The organism is Azospirillum rugosum (assembly GCF_017876155.1).
Classification (GTDB): Bacteria; Pseudomonadota; Alphaproteobacteria; order Azospirillales; family Azospirillaceae; genus Azospirillum; species Azospirillum rugosum.
On sequence record NZ_JAGINP010000025.1, the window covers coordinates 58965 to 77133 of the forward strand.

Annotated in this window: 17 protein-coding genes; 14 read left to right on the top strand and 3 right to left on the bottom strand. The window is 68.6% G+C overall.

Going from position 1 to position 18169, the window contains the following annotated elements; all coding sequences use genetic code 11:
- Window positions 1-230 precede the first annotated feature (230 nt).
- Together J2851_RS28275 and J2851_RS28280 are read left to right on the top strand one after the other, a co-directional pair.
- The gene (locus tag J2851_RS28275) at window positions 231-1115 is read left to right on the top strand and encodes an ABC transporter permease (RefSeq protein WP_209770546.1); all 885 of its coding nucleotides are present in this window, start codon (window positions 231-233) and stop codon (window positions 1113-1115) included.
- Window positions 1112-1921 carry an ABC transporter permease gene (locus J2851_RS28280; RefSeq protein ID WP_209770547.1) on the top strand — a complete coding sequence of 270 codons (810 nt, stop codon included), beginning with the start codon at window positions 1112-1114 and terminating at the stop codon, window positions 1919-1921. The genes J2851_RS28275 and J2851_RS28280 overlap by 4 nt, the downstream gene beginning before the upstream one ends.
- Window positions 1922-1931: 10 nt before the next feature.
- Here the strand turns inward: J2851_RS28280 and J2851_RS28285 are convergent, their stop codons facing one another.
- Window positions 1932-2174 (bottom strand): hypothetical protein, encoded by a 243-nt coding sequence (locus tag J2851_RS28285; RefSeq protein ID WP_209770548.1) that lies wholly within the window; start codon window positions 2172-2174, stop codon window positions 1932-1934.
- 176 nt (window positions 2175-2350) lie between these two features.
- Between J2851_RS28285 and J2851_RS28290 the strand changes: the two genes are divergently transcribed.
- On the top strand, window positions 2351-2767 hold the full coding sequence (locus J2851_RS28290) for an acyl-CoA thioesterase (protein ID WP_209770550.1): 417 nt from the start codon (window positions 2351-2353) through the stop codon (window positions 2765-2767).
- An 11-nt stretch (window positions 2768-2778) separates the two neighbouring features.
- Entirely contained in the window at window positions 2779-4098 is a 1320-nt protein-coding gene (locus J2851_RS28295; protein ID WP_209770552.1) for a class I SAM-dependent RNA methyltransferase, read from the top strand.
- An 87-nt stretch (window positions 4099-4185) separates the two neighbouring features.
- Here the strand turns inward: J2851_RS28295 and J2851_RS28300 are convergent, their stop codons facing one another.
- Together J2851_RS28300 and J2851_RS28305 are read right to left on the bottom strand one after the other, a co-directional pair.
- Window positions 4186-5394, bottom strand: coding sequence for a class I SAM-dependent rRNA methyltransferase (locus J2851_RS28300; protein ID WP_209770554.1), 1209 nt, complete (start codon window positions 5392-5394; stop codon window positions 4186-4188).
- A gap of 87 nt (window positions 5395-5481) precedes the next feature.
- Window positions 5482-6018, bottom strand: a complete 537-nt coding sequence (locus J2851_RS28305) for a hypothetical protein (RefSeq protein ID WP_209770555.1) — start codon at window positions 6016-6018, stop codon at window positions 5482-5484.
- A gap of 243 nt (window positions 6019-6261) precedes the next feature.
- On the opposite strand from J2851_RS28305, the gene ccoN reads away from it, so the two are divergent.
- The 10 genes from ccoN (at window position 6262) to J2851_RS28355 (ending at window position 18012) form a co-directional block, all read left to right on the top strand.
- Entirely contained in the window at window positions 6262-7758 is a 1497-nt protein-coding gene (ccoN, locus tag J2851_RS28310; RefSeq protein WP_209770556.1) for a cytochrome-c oxidase, cbb3-type subunit I, read from the top strand.
- 21 nt (window positions 7759-7779) lie between these two features.
- Window positions 7780-8520 (top strand): cytochrome-c oxidase, cbb3-type subunit II, encoded by a 741-nt coding sequence (gene ccoO / locus J2851_RS28315; protein WP_209770557.1) that lies wholly within the window; start codon window positions 7780-7782, stop codon window positions 8518-8520.
- Between the two features lie 13 nt (window positions 8521-8533).
- Window positions 8534-8695 carry a cbb3-type cytochrome c oxidase subunit 3 gene (locus J2851_RS28320; RefSeq protein WP_209770558.1) on the top strand — a complete coding sequence of 54 codons (162 nt, stop codon included), beginning with the start codon at window positions 8534-8536 and terminating at the stop codon, window positions 8693-8695.
- A gap of 3 nt (window positions 8696-8698) precedes the next feature.
- Entirely contained in the window at window positions 8699-9586 is an 888-nt protein-coding gene (gene ccoP, locus J2851_RS28325; protein ID WP_209770559.1) for a cytochrome-c oxidase, cbb3-type subunit III, read from the top strand.
- 292 nt (window positions 9587-9878) lie between these two features.
- Window positions 9879-11411: a cytochrome c oxidase accessory protein CcoG gene (ccoG, locus tag J2851_RS28330; RefSeq protein WP_209770560.1), complete on the top strand. Its 1533-nt coding sequence runs from the start codon at window positions 9879-9881 to the stop codon at window positions 11409-11411.
- Window positions 11412-11481: 70 nt separating this feature from the next.
- The gene (locus J2851_RS28335; RefSeq protein ID WP_209770562.1) at window positions 11482-12006 is read left to right on the top strand and encodes a FixH family protein; all 525 of its coding nucleotides are present in this window, start codon (window positions 11482-11484) and stop codon (window positions 12004-12006) included.
- Between the two features lie 33 nt (window positions 12007-12039).
- Entirely contained in the window at window positions 12040-14520 is a 2481-nt protein-coding gene (locus J2851_RS28340; protein WP_209770564.1) for a heavy metal translocating P-type ATPase, read from the top strand.
- Window positions 14426-14638: a cbb3-type cytochrome oxidase assembly protein CcoS gene (gene ccoS, locus J2851_RS28345; RefSeq protein WP_209770566.1), complete on the top strand. Its 213-nt coding sequence runs from the start codon at window positions 14426-14428 to the stop codon at window positions 14636-14638. Before J2851_RS28340 ends, ccoS begins: the two co-directional genes overlap by 95 nt.
- A 182-nt stretch (window positions 14639-14820) precedes the next feature.
- On the top strand, window positions 14821-15483 hold the full coding sequence (locus tag J2851_RS28350; RefSeq protein WP_264654340.1) for a Crp/Fnr family transcriptional regulator: 663 nt from the start codon (window positions 14821-14823) through the stop codon (window positions 15481-15483).
- A gap of 258 nt (window positions 15484-15741) precedes the next feature.
- Window positions 15742-18012: an NADP-dependent malic enzyme gene (locus J2851_RS28355; protein ID WP_209770568.1), complete on the top strand. Its 2271-nt coding sequence runs from the start codon at window positions 15742-15744 to the stop codon at window positions 18010-18012.
- Window positions 18013-18169: the final 157 nt, after the last annotated feature.

Below are 18169 nucleotides of genomic sequence, written 5' to 3' on the forward strand. Positions count from 1 at the left end.
TATGAACGCATACGATGTCTGGAAAAACACAATAATTGTAAGGGCTTTTGCGCCCGGAACACGGCCTCGCTTGCGCTGCCGGCGCCGCCCGTGATAGGCTTTCGATCCTACGACCCAGCCGGCCGGTGGCGGATGAAACAGCACGACGTCCGACGTTTCACAGCGTTTCATTCCGTTTCATTGGCCGGTCCCTCCATGAAGGGACCCCGGCCCACGAAGGGACCCCGGTGATGACCGAGGTCCTGCGCCGCTATGGGCCGGTGCTGACGGGGATCATCCTGCTCGCCGTCGCGGTCTGGCTGCTGCTGCTGGTCATTTTGCCGCAGCTGCTGATGGTGGACTTCTCCTTCCGGCCGTCGCTGCCGCCGAGCAAGCTCGGCGGGCCGGAGGACGTCTACACGGTCAAGAACTACGCAACGCTGTGGACCAACCAGATCCACCTGGCGATCTTCCTGAAGACGATCTGGGCCAGCAGCCTGGTCACCGCCGTCACGCTGGTCGTCTGCTACCCCGTGGCCTTCTACCTGGCGCAGGTGGCGCCGCGCCGGCGGCTGCCGACGCTCATGCTGATGCTGGTGATCCCCTTCTGGATCAACGAGCTGCTGCGCACCTTCGCCTGGTACATCATCCTGGCCTTCAACGGGCCGCTGAACGCGCTGCTGGTCGCCCTGGGAATTTTCAGCGAGCCGCAGCGGCTCCTGGGCGGCGACGCGGGCGTCGTCATCGGGATGGTCTACGTCTACATCCTGTTCATGGTGTTCCCGATCATGAACGCCATGGAGTCGCTGGACCGCAACCAGATCGAGGCGGCGCGGGACCTCGGCGCCGGCTGGATGCGCATCCACCGCCGCGTGGTCATCCCGCACGCCAAGCCGGGCATCGCCGTCGGCTGCATCATGACCTTCATGCTGGCGGCGGGCAGCTACGCCGTGCCGGCCCTGCTCGGCGGGCCGCAGAGCCGCTGGTTCACCGAGGTCATCTACAACTGGTTCTTCGAGGGCGGGAACTGGAACCAGGGGGCGGCCTACGCCTTCATCCTGCTGATCCTGTGCATCGGCTTCATCCTGCTGATGATGCGCCTGTTCCGCGTCGGCCTCACGGATATCGCAAAATGACCGCCGCAAGCTTCCGCCGCTGGGCCACCGGGGCCTACCTCGTGGTCTTCTTCGGCTACCTGTTCCTGCCGCTGGGGATCATGGCGGCGGCGACCTTCAACAGCAGCCGCTTCCCCACCGTCACACCCTGGACGGGCTTCACGCTGGGCTGGTTCTCCGCGCTGTGGGCCGACCAGCGCATGTGGCAGGCGCTGGGGACCAGCCTGCTGGTCGGGGCGGGGGTGATCGCGGTGGCGGTGCCGCTGGGGCTGGCGGCGGCCCTGCTGCTGGACCGGCTGCACAGCCGGGCGCGGACCTTCCTCTACGCCGTCATGGTGTCGCCGCTGCTGACGCCGGGGGTGATCGTCGGCATCTCCACCCTGGTCTTCTGGCGGCAGTGGTTCGGCGTGACCGGCGGCCTGTTCCTGACCATCGTGGCGCAATCCAGCTTCATCGCCGCCTACGCCATGCTGCTGTTCCTGGCCCGCCTGCAACGCTTCGACCAGACGCTGGAGGAGGCGGCGCTGGACCTGGGCGCCACGCACGGGCAGGTGTTCCGGCGCATCACGCTGCCGTACCTGACGCCGGCGATCCTGTCGGCGGCCTTCCTGGCCTTCCTGCAGAGCTTCGAGAATTACAACACGACTCTCTTCGTCCGCGGGCTCGACACCACGCTGACGGTCTACATCGCGTCCAAGGTGCGCACGGGGCTGACCCCCGCGGTCAACGCGCTGTCGCTGATCCTGATCGCGCTGACGGTGCTGGGCGCCGTCACCTACGAGATCCTGCGCCGGCGCGAGGAGCGCCGGCGGCAAGAACCCGCGTAAGGATGACGGATCAGTCCTCGTCCTCGTCGGCGTCGGCCTCGATCTGCGAGGCGAGGTCGCGCAGCATGTCGATGACGTCCTCGTGGCTGGTCTCGTCCACGGCGGCGTTCACGGCGGCCTCGATCATGGCAACGGCGATGTAGGGGCCGAGAACCCCTCCTTCCTGGATCGCCGACTCAAGGTGCTTCTCAGCGATCGACAGGGCCTTCTCGAACAGGGCCTCGGCCGTCTGGTTGGTGGTGTCCTTGCTCATCGTTCGGTCCGTTGCGGGTGTTGGTCCGACTCCTATAACACCCGTGCGGGCGGCTTGGCGCGGCAAATCGGGCCCTTGAAGGTATCGTGGCGGGAATGACCGCCATGCCCGGGCTTGCTCCGCCCGCTTCGTCCCGCCACATTCGGGCAGGCTTTCCCCCCATTCCCACGGCGACCATGACTGACCCGACCAGCCCCGACCACCACCGTTTCTGGATCGACGAGCGCGTCCGCTTCGCCGACCTCGACGCCCTCGGCCATGTCAACAACAACGCCATCGGGGTCTATTTCGAGCAGGCGCGCGTCCTCCTGTTCCGCGAGGCGAGCGGCTTCGGCGCGGACACGCCCTGGACCGTGGTGCTGGCCCGCAGCCTGATCGAATACAAGGCGGAACTGCTGTACCCCGCCGACGTCCGGGTCGGCGTCCGGGTGGCGCGGGTCGGCAACAGCTCCGTAGTGCTGGCCGCCGGCATCTTCCAGGGTGACCGCTGCATTGCCACCCAGGAGGCCGTCTGCGTGATCGTCGACCGCGCCGCCCACCGCCCGATCCCCGTGCCGGACGACGTGCGCGCCGTGCTCGCCCGCTTCCAGTGAGTTCCCAGCCCGTGACCCGCCCTACCAAGCGTCCCCTTCCCAAGCGCCGCCCGCAACCGACCGCCGAACCCCGCACCCTTGAGGCGACGGTCACCGAGGTGGGTGCCCGCGGCGACGGCATCGCCTCCGTCGGGGGATTGAGGCTCTTCGTCCCGCTGACCGTTCCCGGCGACCGGGTGCGGGTGCGCGTCCGGGACTCGGGCGGCGAGCCGAAGGGGGAGGGGCTGCGCGCCGAGCTTCTGGAGATCCTGGAGCCCGGCCCGGGCCGCGGCACGCCGCCCTGCGCCCATTTCGGCACCTGCGGCGGCTGCACGCTCCAGCACATGGACGACGCGGCCTACGCCGCCTGGAAGGTCGGGCTGGTGCGGGGGGCGCTGGCCCGCGTGGGCCTCGGCGACGCGCCGATGGCTCCGCTCTCCCGCACCCCGCCGGCCGCGCGCCGCCGCGCCCGCTTCGCGGCGCTGAAGCGGGGTCGGCGCGTCTGGTTCGGCTTCAACGAGCGGCAGAGCCACCGCCTCGCCGACCTGGAGGACTGCCCGGTCCTGCTGCCGCGGCTGGCCGCGCTGATCGAGCCCTTGCGGGCGCTGCTGCTCGACGTCCTGCCGGACGGCGGCGGCTGCGACGTCATCGCGACCGACCTGGAGGGCGGCATCGACCTCGTGCTGGTCGGTCCCCGCAGCCTCGACCGCGCCGCGCGGGAGCGTTTGGTCGCGTTTAACGAGGCGGCGGTCGCCCGCATCTCCTGGCAAGCCGACGATCGCGGCTCTCCGGAACCCATCGCCCACCGGCGCCCCGTGGCCGTGCGCTTCGCCGGCCATCCGGTGACGCCGCCGCCCGGCGCCTTCCTGCAGGCGAGCGCCGAGGGCGAGGCTGCGCTGGTCGCGGCGGTGCTGGAGACGGTCGGGGAGGCCCGGCGCGTGGCCGACCTGTTCGCCGGGCTCGGCACCTTCGCGGTCCCGCTGGCCCAGCGGTCCGCGGTCCACGCGGTGGAGGGCGACTCCCCGGCGCTCGCCGCGCTGGCCAAGGAGGTGGGCGGGCTGCGCCTGACCACGGAGCGGCGCGACCTGTTCGAGAACCCGCTGACCGCGAAGGAGCTGGCCCGCTTCGACGCCGTGGTCTTCGACCCGCCGCGCGCCGGGGCGGCGGCCCAGGCGCAGGCCCTGGCGGGCAGCAAGGTGCCGCTGGTCGTGGGGGTGTCCTGCAACCCCGCCACCTTCGCCCGCGACGCCCGCACGCTGGTCGACGGGGGCTACGCGTTGGAACGCGTCCACCCCGTCGACCAGTTCCTGTGGTCCGCCCACGTCGAACTGGTCGGGGTGTTCAAGCGGTAGAGGAAGGATTTCACCACAGAGACACAGAGGCACGGAGAAACCAGACCCTCTGTGTCTCCGTGTCTCTGTGGTGAATTCTCCTTACCCTCAATCCAACTGCATCACGATGGCCTTCAGGTAGGCCGACTCCGGCAGGTGCGGGTGCACGGGATGGTCCGGCCCCGCGCCCGCGCTGCGCAGGATGCGGCCCGTGCGGCCGGCGTCGGTCAGGCCGCGGGCGACCTGCTCGGCGAAGGTCGGCGGGTCGACGTTGTGGCTGCAGGACGCGCAGAGCAGGAAGCCGCCGGGCTTCGTGATCTTGGCGGCCAGACGGGTCATCTTGCGGTAGGCGCGGCAGCCGACGGCGAGGTCCTTCTTGGACTTCACGAAGGCCGGCGGGTCGGCGATGACCACGTCGAAGAGTTCGCCGGCGGCGTTCAGCCGCTCCAGCTCATTGAAGGCGTCGGCGCGGCGCGCCTCGAACCGGGAGGCGACGCCGTTGGCCTCCGCCGCGCGGGTGGCGTTGTCGAGCGCCCCCTGCGAACGATCCACGGACACCACCGACTCGGCACCGGCCACCGCGCACAGCACGCCGAAACCGCCGTTGTAGCTGAAGAAGTCGATGGCCCGCGCGCCTTTGGCGAGACTGGCGATGAAGGCGCGGTTGTCGCGCTGGTCGTAGAACCAGCCGGTCTTCTGCCCGCCCAGCGGGTCGGCGAAGAAGGTGGCGCCGTTCTCCTCCAGCCGGATCGGGCCGTCGATCTCGCCCTTGACCAGCCGGGTCTCCTCCGCCAGCCCTTCCAGCGCGCGCTGGGTGCTGTCGTTGCGCAGGATCACCGCGCGCGGGGCCAGCACCTCGTCCAGCGCCGCCAGGATCTCGTCGATCCGCTGGTCCATGAAGACGCTGTTGGCCTGCACCGTCACCACGTCGCCGTAGCGGTCCACGATCAGCCCCGGCAGCCCGTCGGCCTCCGCGTGGACGACGCGGTAATAGGGCCGGTCGAACAGCTTCTCGCGCATCTCCACCGCGCGGCGGAGCCGGCCGGCGATGAAGGCGTGGTCGACCACCGTCGCCGGATCGGACGACAGCATCCGCGCGGCGATCAGCGTGTGCGGGTTGAAGGTGGCGATGCCCAGCGGCGTGCCCCCGGGGTCGAGCAGCCGCACCGGGCTGCCCGGCGGGATGGCCTTGGCGGCCGTGTCCATCTGGACTTCGTTGGAATAGACCCAGGGGTGGCCGTGCAGGACGCGCCGCTGGCGGCCGGCCTGCAGATGGATCGCCCGGTACTTGACGGGTTTGGTCGTGGTGTCGGTCATGGGGCCGCATCCTAGCGCCTTGGTCGCCGGGCGCAATCCATCACGTTTATCGATTCGCGAGGGTGCCGATTCGCGAGGGTGCCGCTTCTAGAGAGGGCGCTCGGCGTCCCGCGCATCGCTCGGTCGCGGCCGGGCCTTGTTGTCGTTGGCGCCGTCGAGCGGTTTGCACAGGCGCAGCGCGTCCGGCCGGTGTCCCTCGCTCTGGAAACAGCCCAGCAGGGAACGCTGCGAGCCCGCCTCCGCCGCCGCACCCTCCAGCAGGGTCGTGTGGATGGCCGCGCAGCTATGGCCGCGCGCCAGCCCTTCCATGGAGCGCAGAAGCGTCTCCGCCGGGCCCGTCATGTCGAACAGGTCCAGCACGACGAAATTGGTCACAGCCAGGATTCGGCCGTGACGGAGGCTTTGCTCGATGGTGAAGGAGTACAGGCCGTGGATGTACCCCCGCGTGTTCTGGACGGTCATGATGCCGCTCGGCGCCGCGGAAGACTCCTTCGGCGCGAGGAACACTGCGGCAAATGCGCGCCATTGCTCGACGCGCAGGTCCGGGGCGACGGCCCGCACCAGCGGATAGGCCTGGTCGATCTGGCGCTGACCGAGAGGTTTCGCGATGAAGCTGTCGTCCATGCCCGTGCAGCCGCGTGAAGGACGATGAACGATGGCAGCGGGCGGTCGGAACGGTCGTTGACGTAGATCAATGTTGCCAAACCCACCCCTACACATATTGGGCCTATTGGAGGCAGGCGCGTCCGGCGTCGGCATGTGTGCATCGTGCGCGAACCTGCCCCCCTCCTTAACAGTACGTACCCAGCGGTGGTGCAACCTCAGAGGGAGCGGCCCGAGCCGCCCGGGGCAAACGGGAGAGATTGAATGACATCAGCGACTCTGACGCCAGGGGCCGCCCTGGGCAGCCAGCGGGTGTCGGAAAATGTGCGTTACCACGAAGACGCCGTCCGACTCTTCGTCATCGCTGCAGTGTTCTGGGGCGTCGTCGGCTTCCTGGCCGGCGTCTTCATCGCGCTGCAGCTTGCTTTTCCGGCGCTGAATCTCGGCCTTGAGTGGACGAGCTTCGGTCGCCTGCGGCCGGTCCACACGTCGGCCGTGATCTTCGCGTTCGGCGGCAACGTTCTGTTCGCCACCTCGCTCTACTCCGTGCAGCGCACCAGCCGCCAGTTCCTGTTCGGCGGCGACGGCCTCGCGAAGTTCATCTTCTGGAACTACAACATCTTCATCGTCCTGGCGGCGCTCAGCTACGTGCTCGGCTACACCCAGGGCAAGGAGTATGCGGAGCCGGAGTGGATCCTCGACCTCTACCTGACGGTCATCTGGGTCCTCTACGCCATCCAGTTCATCGGCACGGTGATGACCCGCAAGGAGTCGCACATCTACGTCGCGAACTGGTTCTTCATGGCGTTCATCCTGACCGTCGCGATCCTGCATCTGGGCAACAACGTCAACGTCCCGGTGTCGCTGACCGGGATGAAGTCTTACCCGTTCGTCTCGGGCGTCCAGAGCGCCATGGTGCAGTGGTGGTACGGCCACAACGCGGTGGGCTTCTTCCTGACCGCCGGCTTCCTCGGCATCATGTACTACTTCGTGCCGAAGCGCGCGGAGCGGCCGGTCTATTCGTACCGGCTGTCGATCGTGCACTTCTGGACCCTGATCTTCCTCTACATCTGGGCCGGCCCGCACCACCTGCACTACACGGCCCTGCCGGACTGGGCGCAGACGCTGGGCATGACCTTCTCGGTCATGCTGTGGATGCCGTCCTGGGGCGGCATGATCAACGGCATCATGACCCTGTCGGGTGCCTGGGACAAGCTGCGCACCGATCCGGTCCTGCGCTTCCTCGTGACGTCGGTGGCCTTCTACGGCATGTCGACCTTCGAGGGCCCGCTGATGTCCGTGAAGCCGGTCAACGCGCTGTCGCACTACACCGACTGGACCGTCGGCCACGTGCACTCCGGTGCGCTCGGCTGGGTGGCCTTCATCTCCTTCGGCGCGATCTACTACCTGGTTCCGGTCCTGTGGAAGCGCTCGCAGCTCTACAGCCTGCGCCTGGTCAGCTATCACTTCTGGACCGCCACGATCGGCATCGTGCTCTACATCACCGCGATGTGGGTCTCGGGCATCATGCAGGGCCTGATGTGGCGCGCCTACGACAACCTCGGCTTCCTCCAGTACTCGTTCGTCGAGACGGTTGCGGCCATGCATCCCTTCTACGTGATCCGTGCCCTCGGTGGCGTGCTGTTCCTGACCGGCGCCCTGATCATGGTCTACAACCTGTGGCGCACGGCCAAGGGTGACGTCCGCATCGAGAAGCCCTATGCCACCGCCCCGCACAAGGCGGCGGTCGGTGCGGCCTAACGCCCGGAGGATCTGAAGAAAATGGCTGAGGAAAAAAAGGGCTTTAGCCACGACACGATCGAGCGGAACACGCTTCTGCTCATCGTGCTGATCCTGATCACCGTGTCGATCGGCGGCCTTGTCCAGATCGTCCCGCTGTTCACGATCGAGTCGACCATCGAGAAGGTGGAGGGCGTCCGTCCCTACTCGCCGCTCGAACTGGCTGGCCAGAACATCTACATCCGCGAAGGCTGCTACAACTGCCATAGCCAGCAGATCCGTCCGTTCCGCGACGAGGTGGAGCGTTACGGCCATTACTCGCTGGCCGCGGAAAGCATGTACGACCATCCCTTCCAGTGGGGCTCCAAGCGCACCGGTCCGGACCTTGCCCGCGTCGGCGGCAAGTATTCCAACGACTGGCAGGTCGCCCACCTGGTCGATCCGCGCGCCGTGGTGCCGGAGTCGATCATGCCGGGCTACGGCTGGATGAAGGATCGTCCGCTGAAGTACGCCGACATCCAGGATCACATGAAGACCATGAAGATCGTCGGCGTCCCCTATTCGGACGACCAGATCGCCAACGCCAAGGCCGACCTCGAAGCGCAGAAGAACCCGGACGGCGACACCGCCGGGCTCGCCAAGCGCTACCCGAAGGCCGTCGTGGCGAACTTCACGGGCAACAAGGGCGTCACCGAGATGGACGCGCTCGTGGCCTACCTGCAGGTCCTGGGCACGATGGTGGACTTCACCAAGTACCAGTCGCCGAAGCAGCTCCAGCAGTAACCGGGAGGGATCCATGGACTTGGATTCGATCACCATTGCCCTGCGGTCCTTCTGGACCATCTGGCTGACCCTGCTCTTCACCGGCATCGTGGTCTACGCCATGTGGCCCGGGAACCGGGGCAAGTTCGAAGACGCCGCCCGGATCCCGCTCAAGGATGATGGTCAGGAGTTTTAGGCCATGGCACAAAAGGAAAAGGACGCCCTGTCCGGCGTCGAAACCACCGGCCACGAGTGGGACGGCCTGCGGGAGCTGAACAACCCCCTGCCCAAATGGTGGTTGTACATCTTCTACGTCTGTATCGCGTGGTCGCTCGTCTACTACGTCCTCTATCCGGCTTGGCCGCTGGGCAAGACCTACACCAAGGGTCTGCTCGGCTACTCGCAGCGCGAGGAACTCGTCGCCAAGCTGGACGAGGGCAAGAAGGCCCAGGAGAAGTACCTGACCGCGATCGCGGCCAAGTCGGTCGACGACATCCAGAAGGACAAGGATCTCCTTGCCTTCGCGATGGCCGGCGGCCGCTCCTACTTCAACGAGAACTGCGCCGCGTGCCACGGCGCCGGCGGCCAGGGCGCCAAGGGCTTCCCGACGCTCGCCGACGACGTGTGGCTGTGGGGCGGCTCCACCGCCGACATCTACAAGACCATCCAGCACGGCATCCGCTCCGACGACCCGGACACCCGCGGCACGGCGGGCAGCGGCATGACGGCCTTCGGTCGCGACGGCATCCTGAAGCCGGAGCAGATCAACCAGGTCGCCGAGTATGTCCTGTCGCTGAACAAGCGCTCGACCGACGCCGCCGCCGCCGAGAAGGGCAAGGCCGTGTACGACGAGAACTGCGCCGCCTGCCACGGCGACAAGGCGCAGGGCTCGCTCGCGGCCGGCATGGACGTCGGCGCCCCGCCGCTGGTCCAGGCCAACTGGCTGTACGGCGCGGACAAGGCCACGATCGTCCAGACGGTCACCAACGGCCGCGCCGGCATGATGCCGGCCTGGTCGAAGCGTCTGGACGACGCCACGATCAAGTCGCTGGCGGTCTACGTCCACAACCTGGGCGGCGGCAAGTAAGCCAAGGCTTCGGTTGGTTCTTTCAGTTGGTTCTGCGGTGCCGGGGAGGCGACTCCCCGGCACTTTCTTTTTGTGGCCACCGCACTGCCGGACCAGTCCCGATTCGGCCCCAAATCCCCACCCCGAATCCCCACCCGGAATCCATTGATCCAGCGCAATGCCCCTGTGACGATCTGCCGCCATAGTCCCCTCGCCAAAGCCGCACCACGTCGGCACGGGCGTCCCGCTGTTCCGACGAACGGGCAAGCCCGCCGAACTCAGAAGCCCGACGAACGAACGAGAAGGCGAGGTCATGAGCACGAGCACGGACACGAAGCCGTCCACCGGGCAGGCGCCCACCGCCGAACCGCCCGCCGAAGCCCCGGCCGGTGCGCCCCCGAAGGCGCAACGGCGGGCGTCCCGGTCGATGTACCAGAAGCACAGCAAGGTCTATCCGAAGGCCGTGTCGGGCACCTTCCGCCGCCTGAAATGGACCGCGCTGGCCGTGCTGCTGGCGATCTACTACGTGCTGCCCTGGATCCGCTGGGACCGCGGGCCGAACGCCCCGGACCAAGCCGTCCTGCTCGACCTCGCCAACCGCCGCTTCTACCTTTTCTTCGTGGAGCTGTGGCCGCAGCAGATCTACTACCTGACCGGCGCCCTGATCCTGGCGGCGCTGGGCCTGTTCCTGGCGACCTCGCTCGCCGGACGCGTCTGGTGCGGCTACGCCTGCCCGCAGACGGTCTGGACCGACCTGTATGTGTGGGTGGAACGGCTGGTGGAGGGCGACCGCGGCGAGCGCATCCGGCTCGACCAGGGTCCCTGGACGGCCCGCAAGATCGGCCGCAAGGCGCTGAAGAACCTGATCTGGCTGCTGATCGCCGCGGCGACCGGCGGCGCCTGGATCTTCTATTTCACCGACGCCCCGACCCTGCTGGGTGAGCTGGCCCGCTTCGAGGCCTCCTCCACCGCCGTCGGCTTCATCGCGCTGTTCACCGGCACGACCTGGCTGCTGGCCGGCTTCGCGCGCGAGCAGGTCTGCACCTACATGTGCCCGTGGCCGCGCTTCCAGTCGGCGATGATCGACGAGGACAGCCTGATCGTCACCTACCAGGACTGGCGCGGCGAGGGCCGCAGCCTGATGCGCAAGTCGCAGAGCTGGGAGGAGCGCAAGGCCGAAGGGCTGGGCGACTGCATCGACTGCTTCAACTGCGTCCAGGTCTGCCCGGCCGGCATCGACATCCGCGACGGGTTGCAGATGCAGTGCATCGGCTGCGGCCTGTGTGTCGACGCCTGCGACGAGATCATGACCAAGGTCGGCCGCCCGACCGGGCTGATCAAGTTCGACACCCAGACCAACCAGGTGGCGCTCGCCACCACCGGCCAGCCGGCGCCGACCCGCCTGATCCGCCCGCGCACGATCCTCTATTCGCTGATGATGCTGGTCATCGCCGGCGCCATCGCCATCGGGCTGATCCTGAAGCCGGGGCTGGACATCAGCGTGCTGCGCGACCGCGCGCCGCTGTTCGTGACGCTGGCCGACGGCACGGTGCGCAACGCCTACACCTTCAAGATCTCCAACATGACCCGCGACCCGCGCGACTACACGCTGGCCGTGGCCGGGCTGACGGGCGCCCGCATCGCCGTCGCCGGCGACGGGCAGGAAGACCAGGAGGCGCAGCAGCGCCTGACCGCCGCGCCCGACATGGTCGCGACCTACCGAATCTTCGTAACCGCCCCGCGCGCCAACTTGCAGGGCGCCTCGCAGCCGCTCACTTTCCGGCTGACCTCGGCCAACGGTGAGACGGCGACCTACGAGTCCGTCTTCATGGGGCCCGCCAACTAAGGGCGGGCTTCGCCCACCGCTTCGCTTCACCCTGACAACCTTCACCCTGACAACCAAGGTCCAAAACGCGATGACGATGTCCACCGACGCCGGAAACCGCCGCCTTCCGCCCCGCCGGACCGGCCGCCAGCCCGGCTGGTACATTCCCTGGATCTTCGTGGCCGGATTCGCCGTGGTGATCGCGGTCAACGCCGTGATGGTGCACTACGCCGTGTCCAGCTGGACCGGCGTGCAGACCGAACAGCACTTCATCAAGGGCATCAAGTACAACCAGGATCTGGCCGGCGCCCGCGCCCAGGCCGAGCGCGGCTGGAAGGTGGAGACGGAGTTCACCGGGACGGAGCCGCAGAAGGGCGTCGTCGCACTGACCCTGCACGACAAGTACGGCAACCTGCTGAAGGACGCCAAGGTGAAGGTCACCTTCATCCGCCCGACCAGCGAGGGCCACGACGTCGCCCTGGACCTGCCCTACCTCGGCGAAGGGCGTTTCGGCGCGCCGGTGGCGCTGCCCATGCCCGGCCTGTGGGACCTGCGCGTGGCGATCGAGCACGCGACCGGCGACTACCAGGACGAAAAGCGCATCACGGTTAAATAAGCCTTCCATTATTCCACATCCGGGTCTTGTGACATGACCGTCTGCCTCCATTGCGGACAGGAGCACGCCGAGGGGACCGGCACCACCGCCTCCGACGGCGCCGGCCCCTTCTGCTGCACCGGCTGCGCGGCCGCCTTCAATCTCGTCCGCGGCCTGGGGCTGGAGCGCTACTACGAGCGGCGCCTGGTGGACCCCGCCGCCCGGCCCCTGCGGCCGGACAGCGACGCCCCGCCGACCGACTACGCCCCGCACGCCAAGCGCGCCGCCGACGGCACCGCGACCCTGCACCTGATGGTGGACGGGATGCAGTGCGCCGCCTGCGTCTGGCTGATCGAAACGGCGTTGGGACGCCAGCCGGGGGTGACGCACGCCCGGTTGAACATGACGACGCGCCGCCTGACCGTGACCTGGCGCGAGGACGCGACGGACGCCAACACCGTCATCGACACCATCGCGCGCATCGGCTACCGCGCCGTGCCCTTCGACCCGGAGCGGCTGGGCGACGCCCAGGCCAAGTCGGAGAAGGAGCTTCTGCGCTCCCTCGCCGTCGCCGGCTTCGGCGCCAGCAACGTCATGCTGCTGTCCGTGTCGGTCTGGGCTGGCCACGCCACCGGCATGGGCGTGGCGACGCGCGACCTGATGCACTGGATCTCCGCGCTGATCTGCATGCCGGCCATCGCCTACGCGCTGCGTCCCTTCGCGCGCTCGGCGCTGGGGGCGCTGCGGCGCGGGCGCACCAACATGGACGTGCCGATCACCATCGGCGTCCTGCTCGCCACGGGCATGAGCCTGTTCGAGACGATCCACAGCGGCGAGCACGCCTATTTCGACGGCGCGATGATGCTGCTGTTCTTCCTGCTGATCGGCCGCTACCTCGACCAGCGCGCCCGCGGGCGGGCGCGGTCGGCGGCGGAGCAGCTGCTCGGCCTGCACGCGACCTCCGTCACCGTGCTGCAGGAGGACGGGCGCAGCGCCATCGTCCCGCCGGATCAGGTCAGCCCCGGCGCCACAATCCTGGTCGCGGTGGGCGAGCGCATCGCCGTGGACGGCCGCGTGGCCGACGGCGTGTCCGACCTCGACACCGCGCTGATCACCGGCGAGACGGTGCCGGGCTCCGTCCGGCCGGGCGACCAGGTCTTCGCCGGGATGCTGAACCTCACCGCCCCGCTGCGCGTCACCGTCACGGCGGTGGGGGAGGGCACCCTGCTGGCCGAGATCGTCCGTCTGATGGAGGTGGCCGAGCAGGGCCGTGCCAAATACGTCGCCATCGCCGACCGGGTGTCGCGCCTCTACGCCCCCGTGGTGCATGTGACCGCGCTCGGCACCTTCCTCGCTTGGCTGCTGCTGGTCGGCGCCCCCTGGCAGGACTCGCTGATGAACGCGGTGGCGGTGCTGATCATCACCTGCCCATGCGCGCTGGCGCTGGCCGTGCCGGTGGTGCAGGTGATCGCCAGCGGCCGGCTGATGCGGCAGGGCATCCTGCTGAAGACCGCCACGGCGCTGGAACGGCTGGCCGTCATCGACACCGTCGTCTTCGACAAGACCGGCACCCTGACCGAGGGGCGCCCCGTCCCGCAGCTGGCCGGCGTGGCCGAGGACGACCTGCGCCTCGCCGCCTCGCTGGCCGGGGCGAGCCGCCACCCGCTGGCCCGCGCGCTGGCCCGCGCCGTGCCCGGCGTCGCCGTCGCCGCCGGCGTGCGGGAGATCCCCGGCGCCGGCCTGGCGCTCGACACGCCGGACGGGGAAATCCGCCTCGGCAGCCGCCGCTTCACCGGTGCGCCGGAGTCGGCTGAGCATGGGGCCGAGGACGTGGCGGGGCCGGAGCTGTGGCTCGCCCGCCCTGGGACCACGCCGGTGCAGATCACCTTCCTCGACGCGCCGCGCGCCGACGCCGCGGCCGTGGTCCGGGCGCTGAAGGCGCGGGGCATCGACGTCCGGCTGCTGTCGGGCGACCGCCGTGGGGCCGTCGCCGCCGTCGCCGCCCGGCTGGGCATCGAGGACTGGCGCGCCGAGCAGACGCCGGCCGACAAGACCGCCGTGCTGGCCGACCTCGCCGCGCAGGGCCGCAAGGTGCTGATGGTCGGCGACGGGCTGAACGACGCCCCGGCGCTCGCCGCCGCCAGCGTGTCCATGTCGCCCTCCACCGCCGTGGACGTCAGCCAGACCGCCGCCGACGTGGTCTTCCAGGGCCGCCATCTGCGGCCCATCGTGGAGGCCTTCGAGGTTGCCCGCCGCTCCGGCCGGCTGGTCCGGCAGAATTTCGGCATCGCGCTGGTCTACAACCTCTGCGCGGTTCCGCTGGCCATGCTGGGCCTGCTGACCCCGCTGCTCGCCGCCTTGGCGATGTCCTCCTCCTCTCTTATCGTCATTGCCAACGCGCTGCGGCTCAGCCGCGCCGCGGTGGCCAGGGATCTGATGAATGACCGAGCTTCTCTATCTGATCGCGATCGCGCTGAGCCTGGGGCTTCTGGGCCTGGGGGCGTTCCTGTGGGCTCTCAAGTCCGGCCAGTTTGACGACCTGGACGGGGCGGCCCACCGCATCCTGTTCGACGACGAGCCGCCGGCCTCGCAGGACGCTCCTCAACCGAAGGTGAATGCGGCGCCGGGCGAAACGTCCATGAACGGGCGCTAAGGCGACGGTTCTATGACAAACAGGCAGGGGCCTGTGCGAGCACCGTTGCGAAACGGAACGATAATGACCATGATGGGGGCCTTGCACGGCTAGGGCTGGGTCACGCCATGCCACCCTTCGACATGGGACGCGCCCGCGAAAAGGGCGCCGCGAGCGAAATGAACCCCTGTGGGGCCTGTCCCGTGCGCAGCCTCACGGTCTGCGCCGCCTTGGACCCCGAGGAACTGCGCCGTCTCGCCGACATCCTGCAGACCGTCCGCGTCGAAGCCAACCAGACCCTGTTCAGCGAAGGCGACGGCGCCGACGCGCTCTACAACGTCACCGCCGGCACGGTGAAGCTGTACAAGCTGCTGCCCGACGGCCGGCGGCAGATCACCGGATTCCTGGTCACCGGCGACTTCCTCGGCCTCGCCGTGAACGAGAGCTACGCCTACACGGCGGAGACGGTCACCACCGCGACGCTCTGCCGCTTTCCGCGCAAGAAGATCGACGCGCTGATGGACGAGTTCCCGAAGATGCAGCGCCGCCTCTTCTCCATGGCGTCGAACGAACTGGCGGCGGCCCAGGACCAGATGCTCCTGCTCGGCCGCAAGACGGCGAAGGAGAAGATCTGCTCCTTCCTGCTGATGCTGTCGCAGCGCGCCGCCCGGCGCGGCCACAAGGAAAACCCGGTCTACGTGCCGATGAGCCGGGCCGACATCGCCGACTACCTGGGCCTGACCACGGAAACGGTCAGCCGCACCTTCACCCAGCTGAAGACCGCCGGGGTCATTTCGCTTCAGGAAGGAAACAAGGTCCTGATCAGCGATATGGACGCCATCTACGACATGGCCGAAGGCTGCTGAGCGCGCATCGCCCTTTCAAAAGCATGATCGTTGCGCAGTCGGATCGATTGGCGGGGCCGTCCGCGCCAAGTCCGGAACGTTCGCAACGGCCATCGTTCGTGGCCTGATATGTCGTCTACGGGTCATTTTTCGCATCTTTCGTGCGAGCGCACGCTGGCGGGGCGCGCAAGAGAGGGCTAACATCGCCCGCCCGATGGCCGGCACCCTCACAAGAACAAGACCGGCCGCAACAGCCCCCGCTTCAGGATCCGAACAACGATGGCCGAGCCCGATACCAAGCGCGTCACCGACGAAGAAGCCCTGCTGCTGCACTCCTCCGGCCGCCCCGGCAAGCTGGAGATCACGCCGACGAAGCCGCTGACGACCCAGCGCGACCTGTCGCTGGCCTACTCCCCCGGCGTGGCGGTCCCCTGCCTGCGCATCGCCGAGGACCCGAGCACGGCCTACGACTACACGGCCAAGGGCAACGTCGTCGCGGTGATCTCCAACGGCACGGCGGTGCTGGGGCTGGGCGACCTGGGGGCGCTCGCCTCCAAGCCGGTGATGGAGGGCAAGGCCGTCCTCTTCAAGCGCTTCGCCGACGTGGACGGCATCGACCTGGAGGTCGACACCCGCGACGTCGACGAGTTCGTCAACTGCGTCCGCTTCTTAGGCGCGAGCTTCGGCGGCATCAACCTGGAGGACATCAAGGCGCCGGACTGCTTCATCATCGAGGAGCGCCTGCGCGAGCTGCTGGACATCCCCGTCTTCCACGACGACCAGCACGGCACCGCGATCATCGCCGCCGCCGGCCTGATCAACGCCTGCGACATCACCGGGCGCGACATCCGCGACGTGAAGATGGTGGTCAACGGCGCCGGTGCCGCCGGCATCGCCTGCGCGGAACTGTTCACGACCATGGGCGTGCCGCGCGAGAACATCATCCTGTGCGACACCAAGGGCGTCGTCTACCGCGGCCGCACCGACGGCATGAACCAGTGGAAGTCGTCCTTCGCCGTGCAGACCGACAAGCGCACGCTGCAAGACGCGGTCGCCGGCTCCGACGTGTTCGTCGGCCTGTCGGCCAAGGGCGCCATGACGCCGGAGATGGTGAAGTCCATGGCGGACAAGCCGATCATCTTCGCGCTGGCCAACCCCGACCCGGAGATCACGCCGGAGGAGGTGAAGGCCGTCCGCGCCGACGCCATCGTGGCGACGGGCCGCTCCGACTACCCGAACCAGGTCAACAACGTCCTGGGCTTTCCTTACCTGTTCCGCGGCGCGCTGGACGTCCGCGCCACGACGATCAACGAGGCGATGAAGATCGCCGCCGCCAAGGCTCTGGCCGCCCTGGCGCGCGAGGACGTGCCGGACGAGGTGGACGCCGCCTATTCCGGCCGCCGCCTGCGCTACGGCCCGGAATACATAATTCCGGTGCCCTTCGACCCGCGGCTGATCGTGACGGTGCCCGCCGCCGTCGCCCAGGCCGCGATGGAGTCGGGCGTGGCCCGCAAGCCCATCCTGGACATCGCGGGCTACAAGAACACGCTGCGCACCCGTCTCGACCCGACCGCCGACAGCCTGGAGCTGATCCTGGAGAAGGTGCGGACCAACCCGCGCCGCGTCGTCTTCGCCGAGGGCGAGGAGGAGCGCACCATCCGCGCCGCGCTCGCCTTCCGCGCCGCCGGCTTCGGCACGCCGGTGCTGATCGGCCGCGAGGCGGTGATCAAGGAGCAACTGGCCGCCATGGGCCAGCCGGGCGTGTCGCTGGAGATCCACAACGCCCGCGTCTCCGACGCCAACCGCCGTTACAGCGACTTCCTGTATCGCCGCCTGCAGCGCAAGGGGGCCCTGCTGCGCGACTGCCAGCGCATGGTCAACCAGGACCGCAACGTCTTCGCCGCTTTGATGGTGGCGCAGGGCGACGCCCACGCCATGGTGACCGGCCTGACCCGCACATTCGGCGTGGCCTACGACGAGATCCGCCGCGTCATCGACCCGCGGGCGGACGCGACGGTCTTCGGCCTGCACCTGTTCCTGACGCGCAACCGCACGGTCTTCATCGCCGACACCACCGTGCATGTCCGGCCGGACGGCAAGACGCTGGCCGACATCGCCATCGGCGCGGCGGCCAAGGCGCGGCAGATGGGGCACGAGCCGCGCGTGGCGCTGCTGTCCTTCTCCAACTTCGGGCAGCACCCGCACCCCAACGCCGATCCTCTGCGCGACGCCATCGCGATCCTCGACAGCCGCCGCGTCGATTTCGAGTATGACGGCGAGATGTCGGCCGACGTGGCGATGGACTACGAGCTGATGAAGCGGGTCTACCCGTTCTGCCGCCTGTCCGGCCCGGCCAACGTGCTGGTCATGCCGGGCCTGCACTCGGCCAACATCACGGCGAAGCTGCTGAACAAGATGGCCGGCGGCCAGATGATCGGCCCGCTGCTCATCGGCCTCGACAAGCCGGCGCAGATCGTGACCATGGGTGCCTCGGTCAACGACCTCGTCACCGCGGCGGCGCTGGCGGCCCACGACTCGCTGCCCTGGTGAGCTTGTCTTTAAAGCCCTCGCCCGCCTCCGGCGGGAGAGGGAGGGGCCCACGCCCTTGGCGTGGGAGGGTGAGGGCTTGGTTTCTCGGGCCAGGATTCTCGAAGAGACCTTGCCCTCACCCTCCCGCCTCTGGCGGGTCCCTCCCTCTCCCAGCGGG